19 protein-coding genes and 2 pseudogenes are annotated in these 22044 nt (G+C 62.1%); 4 read left to right on the forward strand and 17 right to left on the reverse strand.

The features are described 5' to 3' along the window. Positions 1 to 28: 28 nt before the first annotated feature. From VDP61_RS04360 to VDP61_RS04410, 11 genes are all read right to left on the reverse strand, one after another. Complete coding sequence (locus VDP61_RS04360; protein ID WP_323005728.1) at positions 29 to 994, reverse strand: ABC transporter permease; 966 nt, start codon at positions 992 to 994, stop codon at positions 29 to 31. Then, complete coding sequence (locus tag VDP61_RS04365) at positions 994 to 2088, reverse strand: ABC transporter permease (protein ID WP_323005729.1); 1095 nt, start codon at positions 2086 to 2088, stop codon at positions 994 to 996. The genes VDP61_RS04360 and VDP61_RS04365 overlap by 1 nt, the downstream gene beginning before the upstream one ends. Continuing rightward, positions 2085 to 3653 (reverse strand): ABC transporter ATP-binding protein, encoded by a 1569-nt coding sequence (locus VDP61_RS04370; RefSeq protein ID WP_323005730.1) that lies wholly within the window; start codon positions 3651 to 3653, stop codon positions 2085 to 2087. The genes VDP61_RS04365 and VDP61_RS04370 overlap by 4 nt, the downstream gene beginning before the upstream one ends. A 2-nt stretch (positions 3654 to 3655) precedes the next feature. After that, a complete protein-coding gene (locus tag VDP61_RS04375; RefSeq protein ID WP_323005731.1) occupies positions 3656 to 4651 on the reverse strand; it encodes a BMP family ABC transporter substrate-binding protein in 996 nt (331 codons plus the stop codon). 167 nt (positions 4652 to 4818) lie between these two features. Then, positions 4819 to 5253: an N-acetyltransferase gene (locus tag VDP61_RS04380; RefSeq protein WP_323005732.1), complete on the reverse strand. Its 435-nt coding sequence runs from the start codon at positions 5251 to 5253 to the stop codon at positions 4819 to 4821. After that, positions 5250 to 5930: a tRNA (adenosine(37)-N6)-threonylcarbamoyltransferase complex dimerization subunit type 1 TsaB gene (tsaB, locus tag VDP61_RS04385; RefSeq protein WP_323005733.1), complete on the reverse strand. Its 681-nt coding sequence runs from the start codon at positions 5928 to 5930 to the stop codon at positions 5250 to 5252. Before tsaB ends, VDP61_RS04380 begins: the two co-directional genes overlap by 4 nt. Next, a complete protein-coding gene (locus VDP61_RS04390; protein WP_323005734.1) occupies positions 5920 to 6480 on the reverse strand; it encodes a NifU family protein in 561 nt (186 codons plus the stop codon). Before VDP61_RS04390 ends, tsaB begins: the two co-directional genes overlap by 11 nt. 124 nt (positions 6481 to 6604) lie before the next feature. Beyond that, the gene (locus VDP61_RS04395; RefSeq protein WP_323005735.1) at positions 6605 to 7600 is read right to left on the reverse strand and encodes a tetratricopeptide repeat protein; all 996 of its coding nucleotides are present in this window, start codon (positions 7598 to 7600) and stop codon (positions 6605 to 6607) included. Next, the gene (locus VDP61_RS04400) at positions 7542 to 8102 is read right to left on the reverse strand and encodes a hypothetical protein (protein ID WP_323005736.1); all 561 of its coding nucleotides are present in this window, start codon (positions 8100 to 8102) and stop codon (positions 7542 to 7544) included. The genes VDP61_RS04395 and VDP61_RS04400 overlap by 59 nt, the downstream gene beginning before the upstream one ends. A gap of 168 nt (positions 8103 to 8270) precedes the next feature. Then, positions 8271 to 8573: an AzlD family protein gene (locus tag VDP61_RS04405; protein ID WP_323005737.1), complete on the reverse strand. Its 303-nt coding sequence runs from the start codon at positions 8571 to 8573 to the stop codon at positions 8271 to 8273. Continuing rightward, complete coding sequence (locus VDP61_RS04410) at positions 8566 to 9246, reverse strand: AzlC family ABC transporter permease (protein ID WP_323005738.1); 681 nt, start codon at positions 9244 to 9246, stop codon at positions 8566 to 8568. Before VDP61_RS04410 ends, VDP61_RS04405 begins: the two co-directional genes overlap by 8 nt. 257 nt (positions 9247 to 9503) lie before the next feature. Here VDP61_RS04410 and metG point away from each other — a divergent pair. Then, a pseudogene (gene metG / locus VDP61_RS04415) lies at positions 9504 to 11214 on the forward strand (methionine--tRNA ligase). 104 nt (positions 11215 to 11318) lie between these two features. On the opposite strand, the gene mnmH reads toward metG, so the two are convergent. The 4 genes and pseudogenes from mnmH to VDP61_RS04435 form a co-directional block, all read right to left on the reverse strand. Then, a complete protein-coding gene (mnmH, locus tag VDP61_RS04420) occupies positions 11319 to 12371 on the reverse strand; it encodes a tRNA 2-selenouridine(34) synthase MnmH (RefSeq protein WP_323005739.1) in 1053 nt (350 codons plus the stop codon). Positions 12372 to 12527: 156 nt separating this feature from the next. Further along, a complete protein-coding gene (gene argE / locus VDP61_RS04425) occupies positions 12528 to 13682 on the reverse strand; it encodes an acetylornithine deacetylase (RefSeq protein WP_323005740.1) in 1155 nt (384 codons plus the stop codon). Between the two features lie 65 nt (positions 13683 to 13747). Next, positions 13748 to 16268, reverse strand: a pseudogene (locus VDP61_RS04430) (ABC transporter permease). After that, on the reverse strand, positions 16265 to 17002 hold the full coding sequence (locus VDP61_RS04435; protein ID WP_323005741.1) for an ABC transporter ATP-binding protein: 738 nt from the start codon (positions 17000 to 17002) through the stop codon (positions 16265 to 16267). Before VDP61_RS04435 ends, VDP61_RS04430 begins: the two are co-directional and overlap by 4 nt. Between VDP61_RS04435 and VDP61_RS04440 the strand changes: the two genes are divergently transcribed. Together VDP61_RS04440 and VDP61_RS04445 are read left to right on the forward strand one after the other, a co-directional pair. Then, positions 17001 to 17705 (forward strand): arylesterase, encoded by a 705-nt coding sequence (locus VDP61_RS04440; protein ID WP_323005742.1) that lies wholly within the window; start codon positions 17001 to 17003, stop codon positions 17703 to 17705. The two genes, VDP61_RS04435 and VDP61_RS04440, sit on opposite strands and share 2 nt — an antisense overlap. Positions 17706 to 17766: 61 nt before the next feature. Continuing rightward, entirely contained in the window at positions 17767 to 19182 is a 1416-nt protein-coding gene (locus VDP61_RS04445) for an FAD-binding oxidoreductase (RefSeq protein WP_323005743.1), read from the forward strand. On the opposite strand, the gene VDP61_RS04450 is transcribed toward VDP61_RS04445, so the two are convergent. Further along, on the reverse strand, positions 19163 to 19891 hold the full coding sequence (locus VDP61_RS04450; protein ID WP_323005744.1) for a hypothetical protein: 729 nt from the start codon (positions 19889 to 19891) through the stop codon (positions 19163 to 19165). The genes VDP61_RS04445 and VDP61_RS04450 overlap by 20 nt on opposite strands. Further along, positions 19878 to 20822 (reverse strand): hydroxymethylbilane synthase, encoded by a 945-nt coding sequence (gene hemC / locus VDP61_RS04455; protein WP_323005745.1) that lies wholly within the window; start codon positions 20820 to 20822, stop codon positions 19878 to 19880. Before hemC ends, VDP61_RS04450 begins: the two co-directional genes overlap by 14 nt. Before the next feature lie 109 nt (positions 20823 to 20931). Between hemC and hemE the strand changes: the two genes are divergently transcribed. Next, on the forward strand, positions 20932 to 21963 hold the full coding sequence (hemE, locus tag VDP61_RS04460; protein ID WP_323005746.1) for a uroporphyrinogen decarboxylase: 1032 nt from the start codon (positions 20932 to 20934) through the stop codon (positions 21961 to 21963). Positions 21964 to 22044: the final 81 nt, after the last annotated feature.

Genomic DNA, 22044 nt, shown 5'->3' on the forward strand with positions numbered 1-22044 from the left:
TCAGCCAGCACCCGGATTGGCCCAAGCCTCAGCGCTCTTTGACATAGGGTTCCCCCCCGGCGGCCGGTGGTCTGGCCTTGCCGATAAAGCCCGCAAGAATCACGACTGTAATGATATAGGGCAGCGCCTGCACGAATTGGGACGGGATGGCAAAGACCCCAAGGTCGATACTGGGAAACCGGTTGCCCACGGCCTCCAGAAACCCGAACAGCATCGTCGCCCCCAAGGCATACCAAGGCCGCCATTTCGCAAAGATCAGCGCGGCCAGCGCAATAAACCCGCGCCCCGCCGTCATCTCTTTGCCAAAGCCCGCAGCAAGCCCAAGCGCAAGGTAAGCCCCGGCCAATCCGCAAAGCACGCCGCAAATCGCCACCGCCGCAAAGCGGATGCCGATAACCGAAACCCCTGCCGTATCCACCGCAGCCGGGTTTTCACCCACGGCACGCAAGCGCAAGCCAAAGCGGGTCCGATACAGCAACCAGGCCGCAGCCGGTACGCAGGCAATCCCCAGATAAACCAGCGCCGAATGGCCAGAAATCAGCTCGGCATAGATCGGGCCAATGATGGGCAGGGGGGCAATGCTATCGGCAAAGGGCAGGGTGATCGCCTCAAACCGGCCATCGCCCGACAGCGACGGGGTGCGCCCGCCCAGCCCGAACCATTTTTGCCCCAACAGCACTGTCAGCCCCGAGGCCAGAAAGTTGATCGCGACGCCCGAAATCAACTGATTGCCCCGGAAGGTGATAGACGCAAGCCCATGAATACCCGACAGCAGCAACGAGGCAAATATGCCCGCCAGCACGCCCAGCCAAACCGAGCCGGTTACGGCAGCCACCGAGGCCGATAAAAATGCCGCTGCCAGCATCTTGCCTTCCAGCCCGATATCAAAAATACCTGCGCGTTCTGAGAACAGGCCAGCAAGACAGGCAAACAGCAGCGGCGTCGCCAGCCGCACCGTACTGTCCAGAATTTGGATCAGGGTCGCGAAATCCATCACATTTTCCCCTTTCGCAGCATCAGGAACAGGTTTTCAACCGGCTTGCGAACCATATTGTCCATCGCCCCTGTGAACAGGATCACCAGCGCCTGAATCACGATAATCAATTCACGCGGGATCGTTGTCCACAGTGCCAATTCCGCCCCGCCCTGGTACAAGAACCCAAACAGCAAAGCCGCCAGCAACACCCCAACCGGGTGGTTGCGCCCCATCAAGGCAACCGCGATGCCGATAAACCCGGCACCTTCAACCGAGTTCAGCAGCAGCCTGTTCGCCTCACCCATCACGGTATTGATCGCCATCATCCCCGATAACCCGCCCGAAATCAGCATGGCATACATTGTGATCCGCACCGGGTTTATCCCCGCATAAACGCTGGCCTTTTCCGATTTGCCAAAGGCGCGCAGCTGATAGCCAAGCCGCGTGCGCCACATAAGTACCCAAACGCCAACACAGGCCGCCAGCGCGATCAGCAGGCTGATATTCGCCGGGTTGCGGTTGTTGAACGGAATGCCGACCAGCCCCAGAATATCGCCGAGACGCGGCAGTTTGAACGCCGGGTCAAACCGCGCCGAGGCCGTATCCAGCGCGCCTACCGGCCGCAACACCGTGACCAGAATATAGATCATCAGCGCGGCCGCGATATAGTTGAACATGATCGTGGTAATCACCACATGGCTGCCGCGTTTGGCCTGCAAATAGGCCGGTATCACCGCCCAGGCCGCGCCAAACAGGGCCGCCATGGTCGCGGCCCCGATCAGCGCCAGCGACCAATGCGGCCACGGCACGAACAGGCAGGCTAAGGCCACGCCCAAACCGCCAAGGCTTGCTTGCCCTTCACCGCCAATGTTGAACAGCCCGGCCTGAAACGCGATCGACACCGCAAGCCCGGTAAAGATGAAATTGGTGGAATAATACAGCGTATAGCCCCAGCCATAGGTCGAGCCGAGCGCACCTGTTATCATCAGCTTCATCGCCGCAACCGGGTCTTCGCCAATCGCCAGAATGACAAGGCCCGAGATCACAAAGGCAATCAGCAAGCTGATCAATGGGACCAGAACCGCATCGGCCCATTTTGGCATTGTGGTCATCGCACCACCCCCGCCATCATCAGGCCCAATTCGCGCTCATCCGTGGTGGCCGGGTCGCGCTCGCCCATGATCTGGCCGTCAAACATCACCGCAATGCGGTCCGACAGGCTCATGATCTCATCCAGTTCAACCGATACCAGCAGCACCGCCTTGCCTGCATCGCGCAGGGCGACGATCTGCTTGTGAATAAATTCAATCGCACCAATATCGACGCCGCGCGTTGGCTGACCAACCAGCAAAAGGTCGGGGTTGCGGTCCATCTCGCGGGCAACGACAATTTTTTGCTGGTTGCCGCCGGAAAAGCTTTTGGCGGCCAGTGTCGGAATCGGCGGGCGCACGTCATAACGCTCCATCTTGGAAATGGTATCGGCGCGGATTGCGTCATTATCCATCAGCAAGGCCGATTTTTGGTATTCTGGCGCGTGGTGATAGCCAAAGGCGACGTTTTCCCAGGCGCTGAAATCCATGATCAGGCCCAGATGCTGCCGGTCTTCGGGCACATGGGCGATGCCGCGCGCGCGCCGGCTTTGCCCATCGGCAGCAGCGGTCAGGGCAATGTCCTGCCCGTTCAGCCGCACGGTGCCGGTGCCGCGCGCAATGCCGCCCAGCACCTCCAGCAATTGCGATTGGCCGTTGCCGACCACACCGGCAATTCCCAGAATTTCCCCGGCGCGGATGGTCAGCGACACACCTTTCAGACGCTCCACTCCGCTCTCATCGCGCACCCGCAGGTTTTCGACCTCCAACACCAGATTACCGGGCGTTGCGGGTTTTTTTTCAACCGACAGCAACACCTTGCGGCCCACCATCAACTCGGCCAGTTGCTCGGGGCTGGTGTCTTTGGTTTTCACCGTTGCTGTCATCTCGCCGCGCCGCATGACTGATACGGTGTCGGTGATCTCCATGATCTCACGCAGCTTGTGGGTGATCAGGATCACGGTCTTGCCCTGATCTTTCAACCCGTTGAGAATGCGGAACAACTGGTCAGCCTCGGCGGGGGTCAGCACCCCCGTCGGCTCATCCAGGATCAGAATATCGGCGTGGCGATACAGCGCCTTCAAAATCTCGACGCGCTGCTGATGCCCGACAGACAGGTCTTCGATCAGCGCATCCGGGTCCACATCCAGCTCATATTCGCGGGCAAGCTCGGTCAGCGATTGCCGCGCTTTGGCCATTGCCCCGCGCAGCATGGCACCGCCTTCGGCCCCAAGGATCACGTTTTCCAGAACGGTAAAGTTCTGCACCAGCTTGAAATGCTGAAACACCATCCCGATTCCGGCCTGAATGGCACTTTGGCTGTCTGGAATCTGGGTCAGTTTTCCACTGATGTAAATCTCGCCTGCATCTGCTTTGTAAAACCCATAAAGGATTGACATCAAAGTAGATTTGCCAGCGCCATTTTCCCCGATAATCCCGTGGATAGAGCCTTTGGCGACCTGGATTGAAATGTTCTTGTTGGCCTGCACCGGGCCAAACGCTTTGGATATTCCGCGCAGCTCAATAGCCAGCGGAGCGGAGGAGAGGACGGCAGTTGCCTGCCGCCCCGAGATTTGCTGTGCCGCCATTCTTAGAATGTAACGGCAGGACAGGTGTTGTCCGAGTGATAGTCGTGGATTTGCAATTCACCCGATGCGATCTTGGCAGCGGCGGCGTCAACCTTGGCCTTCATCTCATCGGTGATCAGGTCTTTGTTGTTCTCATCCACGGCATAACCGACGCCTTCCAGCGTAAGGTTCATGTTCACCATACCCGGTTCCAGCGCTTCGCCCGCCTTGAACGACTCATACACCGCGTTATCCACACGCTTGAGCATCGAGGTCAGAACCTTGCCGGGGTGCAGATAGTTCTGGTTGCTGTCAACGCCGATCGACAAAATGCCGCCATCCGCTGCCGCCTGCAACACGCCAAGGCCGGTGCCGCCAGCCGCAGCAAAGATCACGTCTGCGCCCTGGCTGATCTGTGATTTCGCCAATTCGCCGCCCTTTACCGGGTCATTCCAGGCCGCGCCGGTGCTGCCGGTCATGTTGGTCAAAACGGTTGCATCTGGCGATACCGCCTTCACGCCCTGCGCATAGCCGCAGCCAAACTGACGGATCAGCGGGATGTCCATGCCGCCGATAAAGCCCACAGTGCCCGATTTGCTGGACATCGCAGCCAGCATCCCGACAAGATAGGACCCTTCATGTTCGGCAAACACGATCGAGCGGACGTTGGGCTGATCAACAACGCCGTCAATCAACACAAACTTTGTATCAGGAAAATCCGGGGCGACGATGTTCAGCGTCTCGATATTAGAGAAGGACATCACGATAATCGGATTCGCGCCACTTTCCGCAAGGCGACGGACTGCCTGTTCGCGCTGTGCTTCGGACTGGATTTCCAGCTCTTTATACGAGCCACCGGTTTCTTTGGCCCAACGCTGCGCACCTTCATAGGCGGATTCGTTGAAGGATTTGTCGAACTTGCCGCCAAGGTCAAAGATCAGCGCAGGGTCGGCCGCGGCCATGCCAGCGGTCAGCGCGATCATCGCCGTCGCAGCGAAGAAGTGTTTCATGAGGCTCATTATGCAGTCTCCCGATTTGTTTTTGCCACCGCAAGAATCCCCCGTCGGGGGGGGGGCGTGGGGCGTGTGCAATTTAGGGCGGGTTTGGCGGTAAGGGTCAATAGATATTTGACAAACTTTGCCGGAGTTTCGGCCATTTGGTCAAGATCACGGCGCGGCTTTGGCGGTTAGCCGGTCTTGACAAGCGCTTTGGTCATTACGATGGCATCCCGGCGCGGGCCCTGTCGTGGGTCCTGTGGCGGCGCAAAATACCCGCGCCGACGCCCAGCCTCGGTATACCCCAAGGAAAGATAGAGGTGAATGGCCGCGCTGTTGTCTTCGGCAACCTCCAGAAATGCAGTTTCGGCGTGTTTTTCAAGCGCGTTATTTTCGAAACGCGCCATCAATCCGCGCGCTACACCCTGGCGGCGGGCTTCGGGGGCTACGGCAAGCGTCAAAACCTCGGCCTCTCCGGCAATCGCCCGGCCCATCACAAAACCGAGCGGATCGCCCAGGACATACACACCCGGCCCGCCCATAAGCGCTGCAAATTCAGCCGCTGACCAAGGCCGGGGCGTGGTGAACACGCGGGCATGCAGGGCGGCGAGCGCCGCAGGGGTCACGGCCCGTCCTCGTCCAAGATGACCGGGGGCGGATCGCTGGGCGGGGCCGCATCTGGTGCGCGCAAATAAAAGGGGGCGGGCAGGGGCGCGCCTGTGTGGGCGCGTTTTGCGCCGATATGTGCCAGGGCGCGCAGCCGCGCCATCGCATCCGGGCGCAGGATGCAACGGGTTTGATCCGCCGCTGTTTCGGGCCAATCACCGAGCAAGGCGCAGTCGGTTCCGGGCCAGAAATCCGGATCATCCGGGCGGGCCTCAGACACGGCAGATAGCGCGATGTCGGCATTAAAATCTTGCACATACAAGGCATTGCGCGCCGCAGGTGTTGCCGCGCGCATCTGCCCCAAGCCAACAGCACTGCCGCAAAATGCCAAGGCTTCCAGCCCGGTCACACCAACCGCCGGCACGCCAAGCCCAAGCGCCAATCCGCGCGCCGCCGCGACTGAAATTCGAATGCCGGTAAAATTCCCCGGCCCGACGCCCACAGCAAGCGCGCCCAGATCCCGCCAATGATAGCCCGCGCCGGCAAGCATGGCCTCGATCATCGGCATCAGCCGTTCGGCCTGACCTTTGGCCATTTCCTCACGCGTTTCGGCGATGATGTCACCTTGCAACAGCAAAGCGGCCGCGCAATGCGCGGCCGACGTGTCAAAGGCCAGCAGGGGTTTGTCAGACGGCAACAGGCCGAACCTCCAGCACCTCGGGGATGTAGTGCCGCAGCAGGTTCTCAATCCCCATTTTCAGCGTCAGCGTAGACGAGGGGCAACCGGCACAAGCGCCTTGCATATGCAGGTAAACCACGCCGCGATCAAAGCCGTGAAAGGTAATGTCGCCGCCATCCTGCGCGACTGCAGGGCGCACGCGCGTATCCAGCAACTCTTTGATTTGTGCAACAATATCACCATGTTCGCCGGTATGTTCAGCATGGCCCGAAGCGGCCTGTTCGCCCTCGATCACGGCAGCGCCCGATTGGTAATGTTCCATGATCGCGCCCAGGATTGCGGGCTTTATATGGTCCCATTCTGCGCCGTCAGATTTGGTGACGGTCACAAAATCATTGCCAAAGAACACCCCCGCCACATCACCCACCGCAAAGATGCGCTTGGCCAGCGGCGATTTGGCTGCCGCCTCGATATTCGGGAAATCAGCGGTTCCCATGTCCAATACCGCCTGGCCCGGCAAGAATTTCAGCGTGGCGGGGTTCGGCGTGGATTCGGTCTGAATAAACATTTTCTATCTCCGACGGTTCTAGTCAGATATGCGCTGCAAGTCCCGACAAGTCAAGGTTTGCAAACGGGTCCGGCCCGCGCCCCGATGCCGCGCCCGCGGGTGCGACAAGAAGGCTCGGCAAGTTTCAGGGTTGCTTGGCGATCATCGCCCCCAAATTGGCGGCAACCTGCTTGGCATCCGCACTCTCGGCCCCTTGTGCTTTGGTCAGCACCGCCAGCGCCTCGCGAAACAGGCCCTCAGCCTCGGGTTTGCGATCACCGCTGGCCAAAAGCTGCGCCAGGTTGTTCAAGGCGCGGGCATAATCGGCGCTGTCTTTGCCCAGTGCGCCTTGGGTCAGCTCTATCAACTCGCGGTACAGCCGCTCGGCCTCGGGGTCTTTGCCAATGCTGCGCAGCGCGCCTGCAATCCGGTCAAGGCGCGCCCGAAATTCCGGATGTTCGGGGGTCAGCGATACGCGGCTTACCTCAACCGCCTCCAGATACAGCGGCAGCGCCTCTTCAGTCTTGCCAAGACCACGGCGCAGATCCGCCAAGGCTGCGATGCGCAGGGCAAGCTCGGGGTTGGTCGGGCCCTGGGCCTGACGGGTGGCCTTTATTGCCGACTCGTACAGCCCTTCGGCCTCGGCGGCGCGCCCTGTCGCCACCAGCAATTCAGCCAGATTGGCAAGCCGCGTCGCGGTTTCCGGGTAGACCCCGTCTGGTGCGTCGCGGTCAATCGCGATCGCCTGACGGTAAAAAGGTTCGGCCGCCTCGGCATATCCGGCAGAGCGCAGCACTGCCGCCAGATTGTTCAACCGCTGCGCCTGTGCTTCATCCTTGCCGCCCGTGGCCTTTTCGCCAACAGCCAGGGCCTCGCGCAGCAGTTTTTCAGCATCGGCAGGTTTTTGCGCGATCAACAAGACCTGTGCAACCTGCGCCAGCGCCTCGGCGCGTTCGGCGCTGATCTCGCCAAACTCGGTCAGCGCGGTTTGCAAAACCGGGTTTGACAGCGCCAAGGCCGCCTCGGTATTGCCAAGCTGCAGCGCTGTCGCTTGCGCCGCCTTTACATAGGCGTAGCGGGCGTCAAGGTCTGCGGCCCGGCGAAAAAAGCCTGACGCGTTGGCAATATCCCCCTGCGCCATCGCTATGCGCCCCAGCGCGAAGGCTGCCATCGCGGCCCGGCGAATATCGGCCTCGGCTTGCGCCCGGATGGCGCTGAAGGCGGGGGCTGACTCTGGCAATATTGCCAGCGGCCAGGGCGGCGGCGGCATCCTCAGCCCCTTCGGGGGGCGGCAGCGCAAACGCGCCCATGACTTCGGTCAGCAAGCTGCGATCTTCGGTTGCCTGTTTTGCGCCCGCCGCAGGGGTCGCCAAAACACGAGACACAAAGTCAAATTCACGTATCAAGGCCGCCTGCATTTGCGGGGTTTCGGCCTTGGCCATCGCGGATTTTACCCGTTCCAGCCGGGCGCGCAGCTGCTCTGTGATCTGCGCCTCGGTAATCGGGGCAAGGGGGGGCGTCTGGGCAGCGGCCTGGGGGACCAGGGCAGGCAGCGGGTTTTCCTTGATCTGGGGCCAGCCTGATACCGCAGCAAGCGCAATGCCCGAAACCAGCAGGACAGAAACAAGGTGTTTGGGTGCCATGTGGGCCGTCCTTGAAAACAATAGCTGAAAATCATCTGACTTAGCCTAGTGTATGAAGACGTAGGGGGGCAAGACAAGAATGGGCCAAGGTGCCACACCCGCCGGATGGGTGCAGCGCCCGACGCAGGGGCGCAAGGGCCCGCTGCGCAAGGCGCAATGCGACCTGCTTCAGGCCCAGATGCGCAGGGTATAAATGGCAAGAATACCGGCAAGCATGGTCAGCGGCAGGCTGCGACTGATAATTGCAACGCCCAGGGCAACGGCCCCCGCCGCCCATTCATTCGGCCCCCCTTGCATCAGTTGCAGGGTGACAAGGGCGGTGATCAGCGTGCCGGGCAGCGCCTTCAGCCCGCGTGCCCATGGCCCGGTTTGGGGCAGGGCGGCGCCAAGATAGTAACCGCCCAGGCGGATTATCAGGTTGGCGGCGGCAAGCGCTGCGATAACGGCGGTGAAAGGCAGCGGCTCAGGCATGTTTGCCCCCGATTGCAGCGACCATCGCCCCCAGAATACCGCCGACAACCAGCGCCCAGGACGGCTCTAACGGTGTCAGCGTGTTAAGGCCGGCAACGGTTGCGGCACTGATGCCCCACGGCAACAAGTCGCGCCTGCCCGCCCACATCCCGCGCAAGATGGCGATGAACGCGGCAGTAAAGGCAAAGTCTATCCCCAGCGCACGCGGCTCGGGCAAAGCGGCCGCAAAGCTGACCCCGGCAAGGGTAGAGATCAGCCAGAACACCCACATCCCCAGGCCTGCGCCCACCAGATACCAATAGCTCGCCTGCCCGCCCTTGGCGCGGGTGGCGTGAAGCAGCGCCCAGCTTTCATCGGTGGTCAGATGTACCCCAAGGATCTTTTGCCACAGCGGGCGGTGCGCCAGCACATCCCGCAGCGAGGCGGTCATCAGCAAAATACGCAGGTTCAGCGCGATACCGGCAATCAGCGCGGTTATCGCCCCTGCGCCGGCGGCAAGCCGTTCGACCGCGATGAATTGCGCCGACCCCGAGAAGACCAACCCGCCCATCAGCCCGGTTTGCAAGCTGCTCATCCCGGCCTGGGCAGCCAGCAGGCCAAAAGCAAGCCCGTAAAGGGCTGCGCCAAACGCAAGGGGCAGAATATCGCGAAGGCCCTTGGTAAGGTCGGGCATTGTGCTGGGCTTTCTGATCACACTGGGCTTCCTTGGCGAATGATGTTTGCTATTATGAACCGGCGGTGCATTGGTCAAGTCGAACCCATGGCGGGCATGGTGCCCAGCGCAAGGTGGCAATGGCCCCGGATGATCTTGTTGCCGTGGTCTTTCACACCTCGCCCCTAACACTGGCCCCTAACTCTGGCCCTTAACTCTGGCCCTTGGCGCGGGCATGGGGTAAATGAGCCCCGGACCAATCCGAAAAGGGCGCCCCTATGGCCAGACATCTTATCACCTCCGCGATTCCCTACATCAACGGGATCAAACATCTGGGCAATCTGGTGGGCAGCCAATTGCCCGCCGATCTTTACGCCCGCTATTTGCGCGCGCGGGGGCATGAGGTGCTGTTTCTGTGTGCTACCGATGAACACGGCACACCCGCCGAACTTGCCGCTGCCAAGACGGGCAAGCCGGTGGCCGATTATTGCGCCGAGATGTATGCCGTACAGGCCGGAATTGCGCAGGGGTTCCATCTGTCATTTGACCATTTCGGCCGCTCCTCCAGCCCGCAAAACCGGGTGTTGACGCAACATTTTGCCAAGCGCCTGGCCGAGCAGGATCTGATCCGCGAAGTGACCGAAAAGCAGATGTATTCCGTTGCCGATGGCCGTTTCTTGCCCGACCGTTATATTGAAGGCACTTGCCCGAACTGCGGCTTTGAATCGGCGCGCGGCGACCAATGCGACAATTGCACCAAGCAGCTAGACCCTGTCGATCTGATCAACCCGCGCTCGACTGTTTCGGGGTCAACCGAATTGGAACTGCGCGAAACCAAGCACCTGTATCTGCGCCAATCGGAAATGAAAGGCGCGTTGTCAGAGTGGATCGAAAGCAAGCATGACTGGCCGATCCTGACGACCTCGATTGCGAAAAAATGGTTGAATGACGGCGATGGGCTGCAAGACCGGGGCATCACCCGCGATTTGACCTGGGGCGTGCCGGCGCAGTTTGACGGCGCCCCCTGGACGGGGATGGAGGGCAAGGTTTTCTATGTCTGGTTCGATGCCCCGATCGAATATATCGCCTGCGGGCAGGAATGGGCGGCGGCCACGGGCGGCGACTGGGAACGCTGGTGGCGCACCGACAAGGGCGCGGATGATGTGACCTATACCCAATTCATGGGCAAGGATAACGTGCCGTTTCATACGCTTAGCTTTCCCGCCACGATATTGGGTTCGGCCGAGCCGTGGAAGCTGGTCGATTATATCAAGTCGTTCAACTATCTGAATTATGATGGCGGCCAGTTTTCCACCTCACGCGGGCGTGGGGTGTTCATGGATCAGGCGCTGTCGCTTTTGCCCGCCGATTACTGGCGCTGGTGGCTGCTGAGTTCACGCCCCGGAATCCTCGGATGCCGAATTCACATGGGAGAATTTTCAGCAGTCGGTGAACAAGGATCTGGCCGATGTGCTGGGAAATCTGGTGAGCCGGGTCACCAAATTCTGCCGTTCGAAATTCAGCGAGGCGGTGCCGGAAGGTGGCACTTGGGGCGCGGCTGAGGAGACGCTGATCACAGAGCTGCAAACCCGTCTGCGCGCCTATGAAAGCTATATGGAAGCGATGGAGGTTCGCAAAGCCGCGATTGAACTGCGCAGCCTTTGGGTGGCGGGCAATGAATACCTGCAAGCGAGCGCGCCCTGGAGCGTGGTGAAAACCGACCCGGCACAGGCCGCCGCCCAGATCCGCCTCGCGCTTAACCTGATCCGGATTTACGCGGTGATTTCGCAGCCTTTCATCCCTGCTGCCGCCGCGTCGATGATGGCTGACATGAGGTCAGAGGATTGGTCTTGGCCAACCGATATGCGCAATGCGCTGGGCGCATTGCCCGTCGGCCATGCGTTTGACGTGCCAGAGGTCTTGTTCCGCAAGATCACCGATGATGAGCGGGCCGAGTGGCAGCAACGCTTTGCCGGGGTGCGGGATTAGGGTTGAACCGGCTGTTTGCGAAAGGCAAACTCTGCTGGTGACCGTTTGCGAAAAGCAAACTCTAGTGGCGGCTGTGGCAAGGTTGGGCCGCGTAAAGCGGCCCGTCACAGGCCGGTAGAAAGCCGTTCCGCCAACCGATCTGCCAGCCGTTCCAGCGCCGCCGCGTCCAGACTGTCGGTCACAACGCCCTCCACCCCATGCTCTAGCCGGGCGCGGTGGCGGGCATAGCGCGGGTCGTAGTGCTGGGCCATCAGGCTGGCCGCCAGCGCCTCGAACGCGCACTCTCTGGCCATGGCTTGCCATGCAGCTACCTGCTCGGTTGAATGGGTGCCGCGCAGCCGGTCTATTACCGCGGCAAGCCGGGCGCTGTCGTTGACCAGGTCGGCATAGGCCGTGACCAGATAGCGCGCGCGGGCAGCCACCGGCGCGACCACCTCCAGCCGTGGGGCTGCGGTCATTGCCTTCCACAGCCCCGGCGGCAGGCGGCAATTGCCCACCTTTGAACTTTCGGCCTCGACCACCACGACACGGGCCGGGTCCAGGCGGCTGATCGCTTGCGCCAAAGCAGAGTCGAACGCCTTTTGGCTTGGCTGCCCCCCCGGCATCGCGCCAAACAGGCTGCCGCGATGATGCGCCAAGCCCTCAAGATCCAGCACCTGCACATCGCGCGCCGCCAGCCGGTGCAAAAGCGCGGTTTTCGCCGTTCCGGTGTTGCCCCCCAGCAGAACCACGGGGCAGGGGAAAGGCGCATCATAAAGCGCCGCAACGACCAGAGAGCGATAGGCCTTATAGCCGCCTGCCACCAGATCAACCCGCCAGCCAACCTGGCTCAGGATTGACGCGAACGAGCCTGAGCGCTGGCCCCCACGCCAGCAATAGATCAAAGCCTGCCACCCGCCCGGCTTATCGGCCAATGGCCCCTGCAAGTGCCGCGCTGCATTGGCCGCCACAAGCGCCGCGCCCGTTTTTCGGGCACGAAACGGGCTGTCTTGCTTGTAAATCGTACCCACCTTGGCCCGTTCTGCATCCCCCAGAACGGGCAGGTTTATCGCACCGGGAATATGATCTTCGGCAAATTCGGCAGGGCTGCGAACATCAATTATGTCGTCAACGCCAAGCGTGGCCAGTTGGGAAAGGGAGGTAAGGGTCAATGCCATGCCAAAGCCATAGCGCAATGCAGCGCAGGCGAAAAGCCACGTTCTGCACCGCTGCGTCGGATTGCCCGCACCCATGCCGCTGGCGTGGGCAAGGCCCGGATTTCATACCGGCCCGAATTGCGATCCGGCATCGGCCAGACGCCCCGTTGAAATCGGCTAAAACCCGGCTTCACACCGCGCCAGCAACGCCGCCAGCATGGCTTCACAGCGTTCCAGTTGCGCGATTTCCACAAACTCATCCGGGGTATGACCCTGCGCCATCGCACCCGGCCCACAAATCACGGTGGGCAGCCCAAGCCGCTGTGCATACATGCCGCCTTCAGTGCCGTAAGCCACTTTCAGATGGGTGTTGCCGCCGGTAAGCCCTTTGACAAAGCTGACCACATCGGCATCGGGGGCAGTGCCAAGGCCGGGATATGCCCACAGCCGTTCAATCTCTATCGCAGCCTCGGGGAATGTGCCGCGCAGCGGGGCCACGATTGCCTCGGCGGCCGCCTCCAGCTTTGCGATAAGCAGCGCGGGGTCATCATTCGCAAGTGTGCGGATTTCCATATCAATCACGCAAGATTGGGCGACGATATTCACCTGCACCCCGCCGTTGATCTTGCCCAGATGCAGCGTTGAATAGGGCACGTCATAATCGGCATCAAACGGGCCGCCCGCCGCCACCTGTTCTTGCAAGCTGCGCACCGCCGCGCCGAAATCCATTGCCAGATGGATCGCATTCAGCGCATGCGGCGCGTTTGACGAATGCCCGCCTTGGCCGGTGCAACTGACCCGCAGGGCCACCTTGCCCTTATGGCCAATAGCTGCCTCCATATTGGTCGGCTCGCCCACAATGCACAGGCGCGGCGGCACGGGCCATTCGGCCATCGCCTCAATCATCGAACCGACACCGCGACAGCCGATTTCCTCATCATGGCTTAGCGCAAGGATCAGCGGCACTTTCAGATCACGCTTGGCGGCTTGCAACATGAGGGCAATGGCGCAGGCGTCAAAGCCCTTCATATCGGTGGTGCCGCGCCCGTAAAACCGGCTGCCCTCTTGCGTCAGCTTGAACGCAGGCCGCGTCCAGTCCTGCCCTTCAACCGGGACGACATCGACATGGCCGGATAAAATTACCCCTGGCACATCGCGCGGGCCAACCTGCGCGTAAAGATTGGCCTTCTCGCCGGTGTCATCAAAAATCAGCGTGCTGGCTATGCCGGCTTCGGCCAGCAGCCCTTCAACATAGCGCATCAGTGGCACGTTGGTCATATGGCTGACCGTTTCAAAACCGATCAGACGCTCTAAGATGCTACGCATATCCATGGGCAAACTCCGCTTTCTTTGGCCCGGTTATAGCGCAGCGCGGGGGGCATTGGCACCCCCCACATTCATTCTTGCCCGCGCAAAACCTGCGCAGGCCGCGCCGCCAAGGGCCGCCAGACAAAGGCCAACCCCGCCAGCAACGTGGCCAGCACCCCGCCGATCACAATGGCGAGCGCCGAGACGGGTTCAAACACAAAGGCGGTATCCATCACAAAATGCATCACGGCCCAGGCGGCAAGGCCACCCGCAGCAATCGCCACCACGCCCGCCGCAGCCCCGGTCAGGCCCGCGCGCAAGGCAAAACTGCCCATGATCTGCGCGCGGCTTGCGCCCAGGGTTTTCAAAATCGCCGCCTCATAGATGCGCGAGCGTTCACCGGCCGCCGCTGCCCCGATCAGCACCACAAAGCCGGTCAGCAAGGTTGCCCCTGCCGCCCAGGCAGTTGCCGTGGCGATGGCGGTCAGGGCATCAGACACCCGGTTGATCGCATCACGCACGCGCACGGCGGTGATGTTGGGGTAGGCCCCCGCGACATCGCGCAAAAGCCGCGCCTCGGATGCTTCATCGGCGTAGACCGTGGCAATATGGGTATGGGGCGCGCCTGCCACCGCCGCCGGGTTCAGCATCATCACAAAGCCCATGCCGCCGGTCGAAAAATCGACTGCGCGAAAGCTGGTGATCGTCGCCTCGATATCGCGGCCAAGGATGTTGATTGTGACCTTATCACCCAGCTTCAGCCCGATTTCATCGGCCTCGGCCTGCGCAAAGGAAAGCTGGGGCGGGCCGGTGTAATCGGCCGGCCAGAAGGTGCCGCCGGTCAATTCACTGCCTTGGGGCAGGGTGGCGGCATAGGTCACGCCGCGATCGCCGCGCACCACCCAATGTTCGCCCGCCACCTGCCGTGCATCAACCCCGTTGATCTGGGTGACCACGCCGCGCAGCATTGGCGCGCTTTCGACGCGGGTCACACCGGGGTCTTTGGTGGTGCGGGCCAAAAAGCCATCAATCTGATCATTCTGGATATCGACAAAGAAATATGAGGGCGCGATAGCGGGCAAATCGCGGTCAATCGCGGCGCGCAGGTTGGCGTCAATCTGCCCCACGGCGGCCAGCACCGTCAGCCCAAGGCCAAGCGAGAGGATGACCGAAGCCGCCTCATCCCTTGGGCCGCCAATCGCGGCCAGCGCGGCACGCAGGCCGACGCGGCCACGGGCAAGGCCGGAACGCGCAAGCGCGCGGGCGCCAAAACGCAGCCCGATTGCGGTGAGCCAAAGGATACCGAGCGCGGCGACGATGCCCGCCGCCGACCACAGCGCCAGAAACGCAAGGCCCGAAAGCCATGCAGCGCCGCCGATCAGCAGGGCGACCAGCACGATCAGCGCCAGCCAATGCACCCAGTTCGGCCATGCCACTTTGCCAGCACCGCCACGATAAAGCACCGCAGCCCGCACATTTTGCACCCGTGCCAGCGGCCAAAGCGTGAACAACAGCGCGGTGATCACGCCGTAAAACGCGGCCTCCAGCAATGGTGCGGGGTAAAGCCCAAAGGCGACGGGGAAGGGCAGCGAGGCCTTGATAAGGGGCGACAGCGCGAGCGGGGCCCCTGCGCCCAGGATCAGGCCAAGGGTGACGCCCAGAACGGTCAAGGCACCGATTTGCAGAAGATAGGTTTAAAAGATCATCCGCCCGCTTGCCCCAAGGGTTTTAAGCGTGGCGATGGTGGCAATCTTGCCCTCAAGATAGGCGCGAACTGCGGCAGAAACCCCCACACCGCCGACGGCAAGGCCAGCCAACCCGACCAGCACCAGAAACGAGCCGATGCGTTCGACAAACCGTGCCACGCCGGGGGTTGCACGGCGGCTGTCGGACCAGCGCAGGCCCTTGTCACGAAAGGCAGCTTCGGCGCTTGTCTTGGCGGTCGCAAGGTCGGTATCGGGGGGCAACAACAGGCGATATTGCGATTTCAAACAAGCTGCCGGGACCGATAAGGCCGGAACTGCCAAGGCTTTCGGTCAGGACAATCGTGCGCGGGCCAAGCCCGAAACCGCCGGTGGCGCTGTCGGGCTCCTTGACCAAAACGGCTGTCAGCCGAAATGTCTGGGTGCCCATCTTGAAACTGTCGCCAAGGGCAAGGCCCAAGCGGTCTACCAACACCCGGTCCATTACCGCGCCGGGCAGGTCGTTTTGGGGGGCCAAGGCTGCGGCCAGCGGGATTTCGGGGTCAAGCTCCACCGCGCCGACCAAAGGATAGGCACTGTCGACCGCCTTTACCTGCGTCAGCGCGCGGTCATCGCCGACCACGGCCATGGAGCGAAAATCAATCACCTCGGACGTGGCAACCGCCATGGCGTCCATGAAGGCGCGCTCATCTGCTGTGGCTTTGCGATAGGTGAATTCCATCTGTGCGTCACCGCCCAGCAGCGCTGCACCTTGTTCGGCCAGCCCGCCCTCTATCGCCGCCCGCACCATGCCGACGGCGGCAATGGCAGCGACGCCAAGCGCAAGACAGGCAAGGAATATGCGAAACCCGCGCAAGCCGCCGCGCAATTCGCGCCGGGCCAGTTTGGCGGCAAGTTTAAGGCTCATGCTGCACCTGCTTTGGCGGAAACCTTTGGCGTGCCGATCTCTTGTGCGCCAATCTCTTGCGCCTCGGTATCAATCATGCCGTCCTTCAGCCGGATGATGCGCGAACAGCGCGCCGCCAGCTCGGGGGCGTGGGTGACCATGATCAGGGTCGCATCATGTTTGTCGCGCAGACCAAACAGCAGGTCCATGATTGCCTCGCCGTTCTTGCCATCCAGATTGCCGGTGGGTTCATCTGCCAGCAAGATCGCAGGGCGGGGGGCCGCGGCGCGGGCAAGGGCCACGCGCTGCTGCTCGCCGCCCGAAAGCTGGCTGGGGTAATGAGCCATCCGCGTACCAAGGCCAACGGTTTCCAATTCCGCCTGCGCGCGGGCAAAGGCATCCTGCACACCGCCCAGTTCCAGCGGCAAGGCCACGTTTTCCAAGGCGGTCATTGTGGGAATAAGGTGGAAAGATTGGAACACCACCCCCATATGATCCCTGCGAAACCGCGCAAGCTGGTCTTCATCCATGCCCGTCAGGTCATGGCCAAGGGCCTGCACGCTGCCCGATGTGGCCCGTTCCAGCCCGCCCATGATCATGAGGAGTGACGATTTGCCCGACCCCGATGGCCCAACCAGCCCCAAAGTCTCACCGCGCTGGACCTTGAGCGTAATGCCGCGCAAAATGGTTACGGGGCCTGCATTGCCCGCAAGCGTAAGCGCTGCGTCGTTCAGCGCCAGAATAGGTGTCGTCATGAAATCTGCCCTTCGGTCTTGCCTTACCCATGGATATGGGGCTGCGCGGGGAATCCGCAACATTGTTTATACGGTTGTTTTTGGGATTTCCGTCGGAACCATCGGTCCGGGGGCCGCAATGGCCGCCGATTTGCCCCGCGTTCTGGCGCTGGGTGACAGTTTGACGGCGGGCTACGGCCTGCCGCGTGAAGATGGGTTTGTGCCGCAACTGACCGCCTGGCTTGCCACGCAGGGCAGGCAGGCCGAGGTGGTGAATGCAGGGGTTTCGGGCGATACCACGGCGGGCGGCGCGGCGCGGCTGGAATGGTCGCTGGCATCGGGCGCGGATGCGCTGATCGTCAATCTTGGCGGCAACGACATGCTGCGGGGGCTGGCGCCGGCGCAGGCGCGCGCCAATCTGACGCTGATCATGGACGCGGCGCAGGCCAAGGGCTTGCCCGTGTTGCTGGTCGGCATGCAGGCCCCCGGCAATTTCGGGGCAGATTACAAGACCGAGTTTGATGCGATTTACCCCGATCTTGCGGCCCAATACGGGGCGCTGCTGCTGCCCGTTTATTTCGCACCGATTGCAACGGCGGAAGGTGCGCTTGACCCGGCATTCATGCAGCCCGACGGCATCCACCCCAACCGCGAAGGGGTGGCACGGATTGTTGAGGCGATGGGGCCGAAAGTGCTGACGCTGCTGGCGCAGATCAAGCCCTGATCTGCTTGCGCTGGCACGGGCGTTGCGCAACAAAGGTGCGAAAGCCAAGAGGAGCCGCCGCATGAATTTGATCGCAGACCTGACAGAGGCCCTGGGGGCCGCGCATGTGCTGACGGGGGCAGACCGCGCCGGTCATACCGGCGACTGGACCGGCGACTATACCGCCGACCCTGTGGCTGTGGTGCGCCCGGCCAATACGGATGAGGTTGCGGCTTGTCTTCGGCTTGCCGCCAGACATGGCGTGCCCGTGGTGCCTGTTTCGGGGCGCACCGGGCTTGTCGGTGGGGCGATGACGCGCGGCGGGTTGATGATTTCGGTTGAACGGATGAACCGTATTCGCGAAATTCGCCCCGAGGCGCGGATTGCAGTGGTGGAGGCGGGCGTGATCCTGGATCGCTTGCATGCCGCGGCCGAGGCCGAAGGGCTGTACTTTCCGCTGTGGTTTGGCGCGCGCGGGTCGGCGATGATCGGCGGGGTTCTATCGACGAACGCTGGTGGGTCCAATGTTTTGCGCTATGGCTCTACCCGTGCGCTCTGTCTGGGGCTGGAGGTGGTCTTGGCCGATGGGCGGGTGTTGAACCTGATGTCGGAACTGCACAAGGACAATTCGGGCTATGACCTGCGCAATCTGTTCATCGGGGCCGAAGGCACGCTGGGCATCATCACGGCGGCGGTGATGAAACTGGTGCCGCGCCCCAAGGCCTATGCAACCGCCACGCTGGCGGCGCGGTCTTTGCCTGATGCGCTGGTGTTGCTGAACACCTTGCGCGAGGCAACAGGCGGCGCGGTAGAGGCGTTTGAATATATGCCCGAAAGCTATATGCGAAGGCTGGCAGAGGCGCGGCCCGATATTCGCCAGCCGTTTGCGCCCCGCCAAGCCGTGAACATTCTGGTTGAACTGGGCGCCACTGCCCCGCGTGATGCCACCCCCAATGACGCGGGCGAGGTGCCGGTGACCCTGCTTTTGCAAGAGGTGCTGGCCGGAATGATGGAGACAGGCATGGTGCTGGACGCCGAGATCGCCCAGAATGAGGCGCAGCGCCGCGCAATGTGGGAGCGCCGGGAACTGGCGGCTGAGGTAACCTTTGCCCGCAAGCCCGCGATTGATACCGATATCGCGGTGCCGCTGGATAAGGTGGATGTGTTCTTGCAACGCATGGCGGCGCGTTTGCCTGCCTTGGATGCCGGGGCCGAAGATATGTGCGTCGCCCATCTGGGCGATGGCAATGTGCATTACTCTGTATTCCCCAGCAGCGATGACCCGGCGCTTCATGACCGCGTGGTTGAGGCGGTCGAGGACGAAGTGCAGGCCCTGCGCGGCAGCTTTTCGGCGGAACACGGGGTCGGGTTGTCCAAACGCCCCTCTATGGCGCGGCGCAAAGACCCGGTGGCGCTGGCGGTGATGCGCAGCGTCAAGGCCGCGCTGGACCCTGACAACCGCATGAACCCCGGCAAGGTTATCCCTGATCTGGCCTGAACAGCGCCAAGGTGGGGGCCAGCGCCTGCCATTCGCGCGACCGCGGATTCAGCCGGGCAATTGCGGGCAACCAGCGCAACCATGCCGCTGTGGTTTGCGCCTGCGCCCAGATGCCCGGCGCATCGGCGCGGTAGGCAGCAATGGCGGCGGCTTGCAAAGCTGCGGCGCTGCCAGTGGCGGCCTTGTCGCCATCGACCACAAGGCTGTGCACAAAGATCAGCAGGTCAATCGCCAAGCCGCGCGGGTCGGATTTGATCGGGGAGAACCGTTCCAGATCAATGAAATGCACGGCCTGCCCATTCCAGCAGAAATCACGGATTGCAGGGCGGCCATGGCGAAAGCTTGCCAGATGCAGCCGCGCAAGCGCGGTGCCCGCGGCGGCAAACACCGGGGGCAGATCACCCTGCGCCTGCCACATCAGGCTGCGCAGGGTTGGCCCCAGATCGGGGGTGACAAACCAATCCGGCCCGGCCGCCAGTATCGGCGCTGCGGGCAGGCCAAGGCTGCCCAGCAGGTGCAGGCCCGCATATTCGCGCGCAAAGGCTTTGGCACCGCTGCCCTTTTGCAACCGCATCCGGCCTGTCAGACGTTCGGCCCGCTTCAGCCAAACCCTGCGGCCATCCGGCAACTCCAGGGGCATGATGCGCTGGTATGGCCCGGCCAAGGCCGCTTCAATCGCGGCCTTCAGCGGGGCGTCAATGCCAGTCAAAGAAGCCCTTTGGCGCACGGCCCAGCAAGCGTTGTGCCAGCGTGCGGCCCATATCCGGGCCATCGGCAATCGGGCCGCGAATATCATCGGCCAGCGATTCCGTTCCATCGGGGCGCAGCACCTCGCCGCGCAGCCACAGCTCTCCGCCATTCAGCAGGGCAAGTGATGCAATCGGGGTTTCGCAAGAGCCGTCAAGTTCGGCCAGAAATGCGCGCTCGGCGGTGACGCGCTGCCCGGTGGGGGTGCAATGAATTGCCGCCAGCAAGGCAATCACAATCGCATCACCGTCGCGCCGTTCCACGCCAATCGCGCCCTGGGCCACGGCGGGCAGCATTTCCTCGGGCTCGATCGCGGATTTTGCCACATGCGCCATGCCAAGACGGTTGAGCCCGGCCATCGCCAGAAAGGTCGCTACCGCAACGCCGTCTTCCAGCTTTTTCATTCGGGTTTGCACGTTGCCGCGAAACTCGACCAGTTTCAGATCAGGCCGCCGCAGGGCAAGCTGCGAACGCCGCCGCAGGCTGCTTGACCCGACAACCGAACCCGCAGGCAAGTCCGAGATTGAGTTGAATTGATGCGAGACGAAGGAATCGCGCACGTCTTCGCGGGGCAAATAGCAATCAAGCACCAAGCCGGGGGGCTGCTGGGTCGGCATGTCTTTCATCGAATGGACGGCGATGTCGATGGAACCATCAAGCAGCGCCTCTTCGATCTCGCGCGTGAACAGGCCCTTGCCGCCGATATCTTTCAGCGCGCGGTCCTGAATCTGGTCACCAGTGACCTTGATCACCACAATCTCAAAGGCGGTTTCGGGCAAATCATGCGCGACCATCAGGCTGCGCCGCACCTCATGCGCCTGCCAAAGGGCAAGCACAGAGCCACGGGTGCCAATACGCAAGGGTTGGGCGGGGGAGGGGGCTACGTTTTTCATGGCTCTGTCTTAGCGCCACCGCGATTGACTGACAACGGGGGATGATGTGTCATATTGACAAGTGCGGCCTATCTTGGAAGGCAGGGGGCAAGTTGAAATGGAGAACCCGATGTCTGATAAAACCATTCTGCGTGCCTTGCGCGGCGAAGCCCTGCCCACGCCCCCCATCTGGATGATGCGTCAGGCCGGGCGCTATCTGCCCGAATATCGCGCCACGCGCGAGCAGGCCGGCGATTTCTTGAAGCTGTGCTATAACCCCGAGCTGGCAGCCGAGGTGACGTTGCAACCGATCCGCCGCTTTGGCTTTGATGCTGCGATTCTGTTTGCCGATATTTTGCTGCTGCCGCAGGCGCTGGGCGCCGATTTGTGGTTTGTGACGGGCGAAGGCCCGCGGCTGTCAACCATCGGTGATATGGCGGGGGTTACGGCGCTGCGGCCCACGGCGGATATTCACGAAACCCTGTCGCCGATTTATGAGACGGTAAAGATTCTGGCCCGCGAATTGCCGCCCGAGACAACGCTGATCGGCTTTGCCGGTGCGCCCTGGACGGTGGCAACCTATATGACGGCTGGGCGCGGCACCCCCGATCAGGCCCCGGCGCATAAGATGAAAGACACCGAGCGCGCGGCCTTTGTGGCGCTGATTGACCGGATCACCGACGGCACGATTGAATATCTTGATGCGCAGGTGCAGGCCGGGGCCGAGGTTGTGAAGCTGTTCGACAGCTGGGCGGGCAGCCTGAAGGGGCAGGATTTCGTCGATTTCGCGGTGTTGCCCACCAAACGGATCATTGCGGAACTGAAAGCCCGCCACCCCAACCTGCCGATCATCGCCTTCCCGCGTGAGGCGGGCGACGGCTATATCGGCTTTGCGCGTGCGACCGGCGCGGATTGCGTGGCGCTGGACAATTCGGTGACGCCGGAATGGGCGGCAAAGCATGTGCAGGTGGATGGCTGTGTGCAAGGCAACCTTGCCTCACATCACATGGTCACAGGCGGGCAAGCGCTGGTGGATGAGACGCGCCGGATTGTGAAGGCGTTTTCGGGTGGGCCCCATATTTTCAACCTTGGGCATGGCATCACACCCGATGCCGACCCCGACAATGTGTCGCGGATGATCGAGGCTGTGCGCGGCGGCTGAGGGCAGAAGCCAGGCATTTGGACCAAGATGAAAGCGGGCGGCCCTTGGCCGCCCCTTTTGGGTTTGGGTAAAGCCGACAAG

This window comes from Pseudorhodobacter sp., from assembly GCF_034675685.1.
GTDB lineage: Bacteria > Pseudomonadota > Alphaproteobacteria > Rhodobacterales > Rhodobacteraceae > Pseudorhodobacter.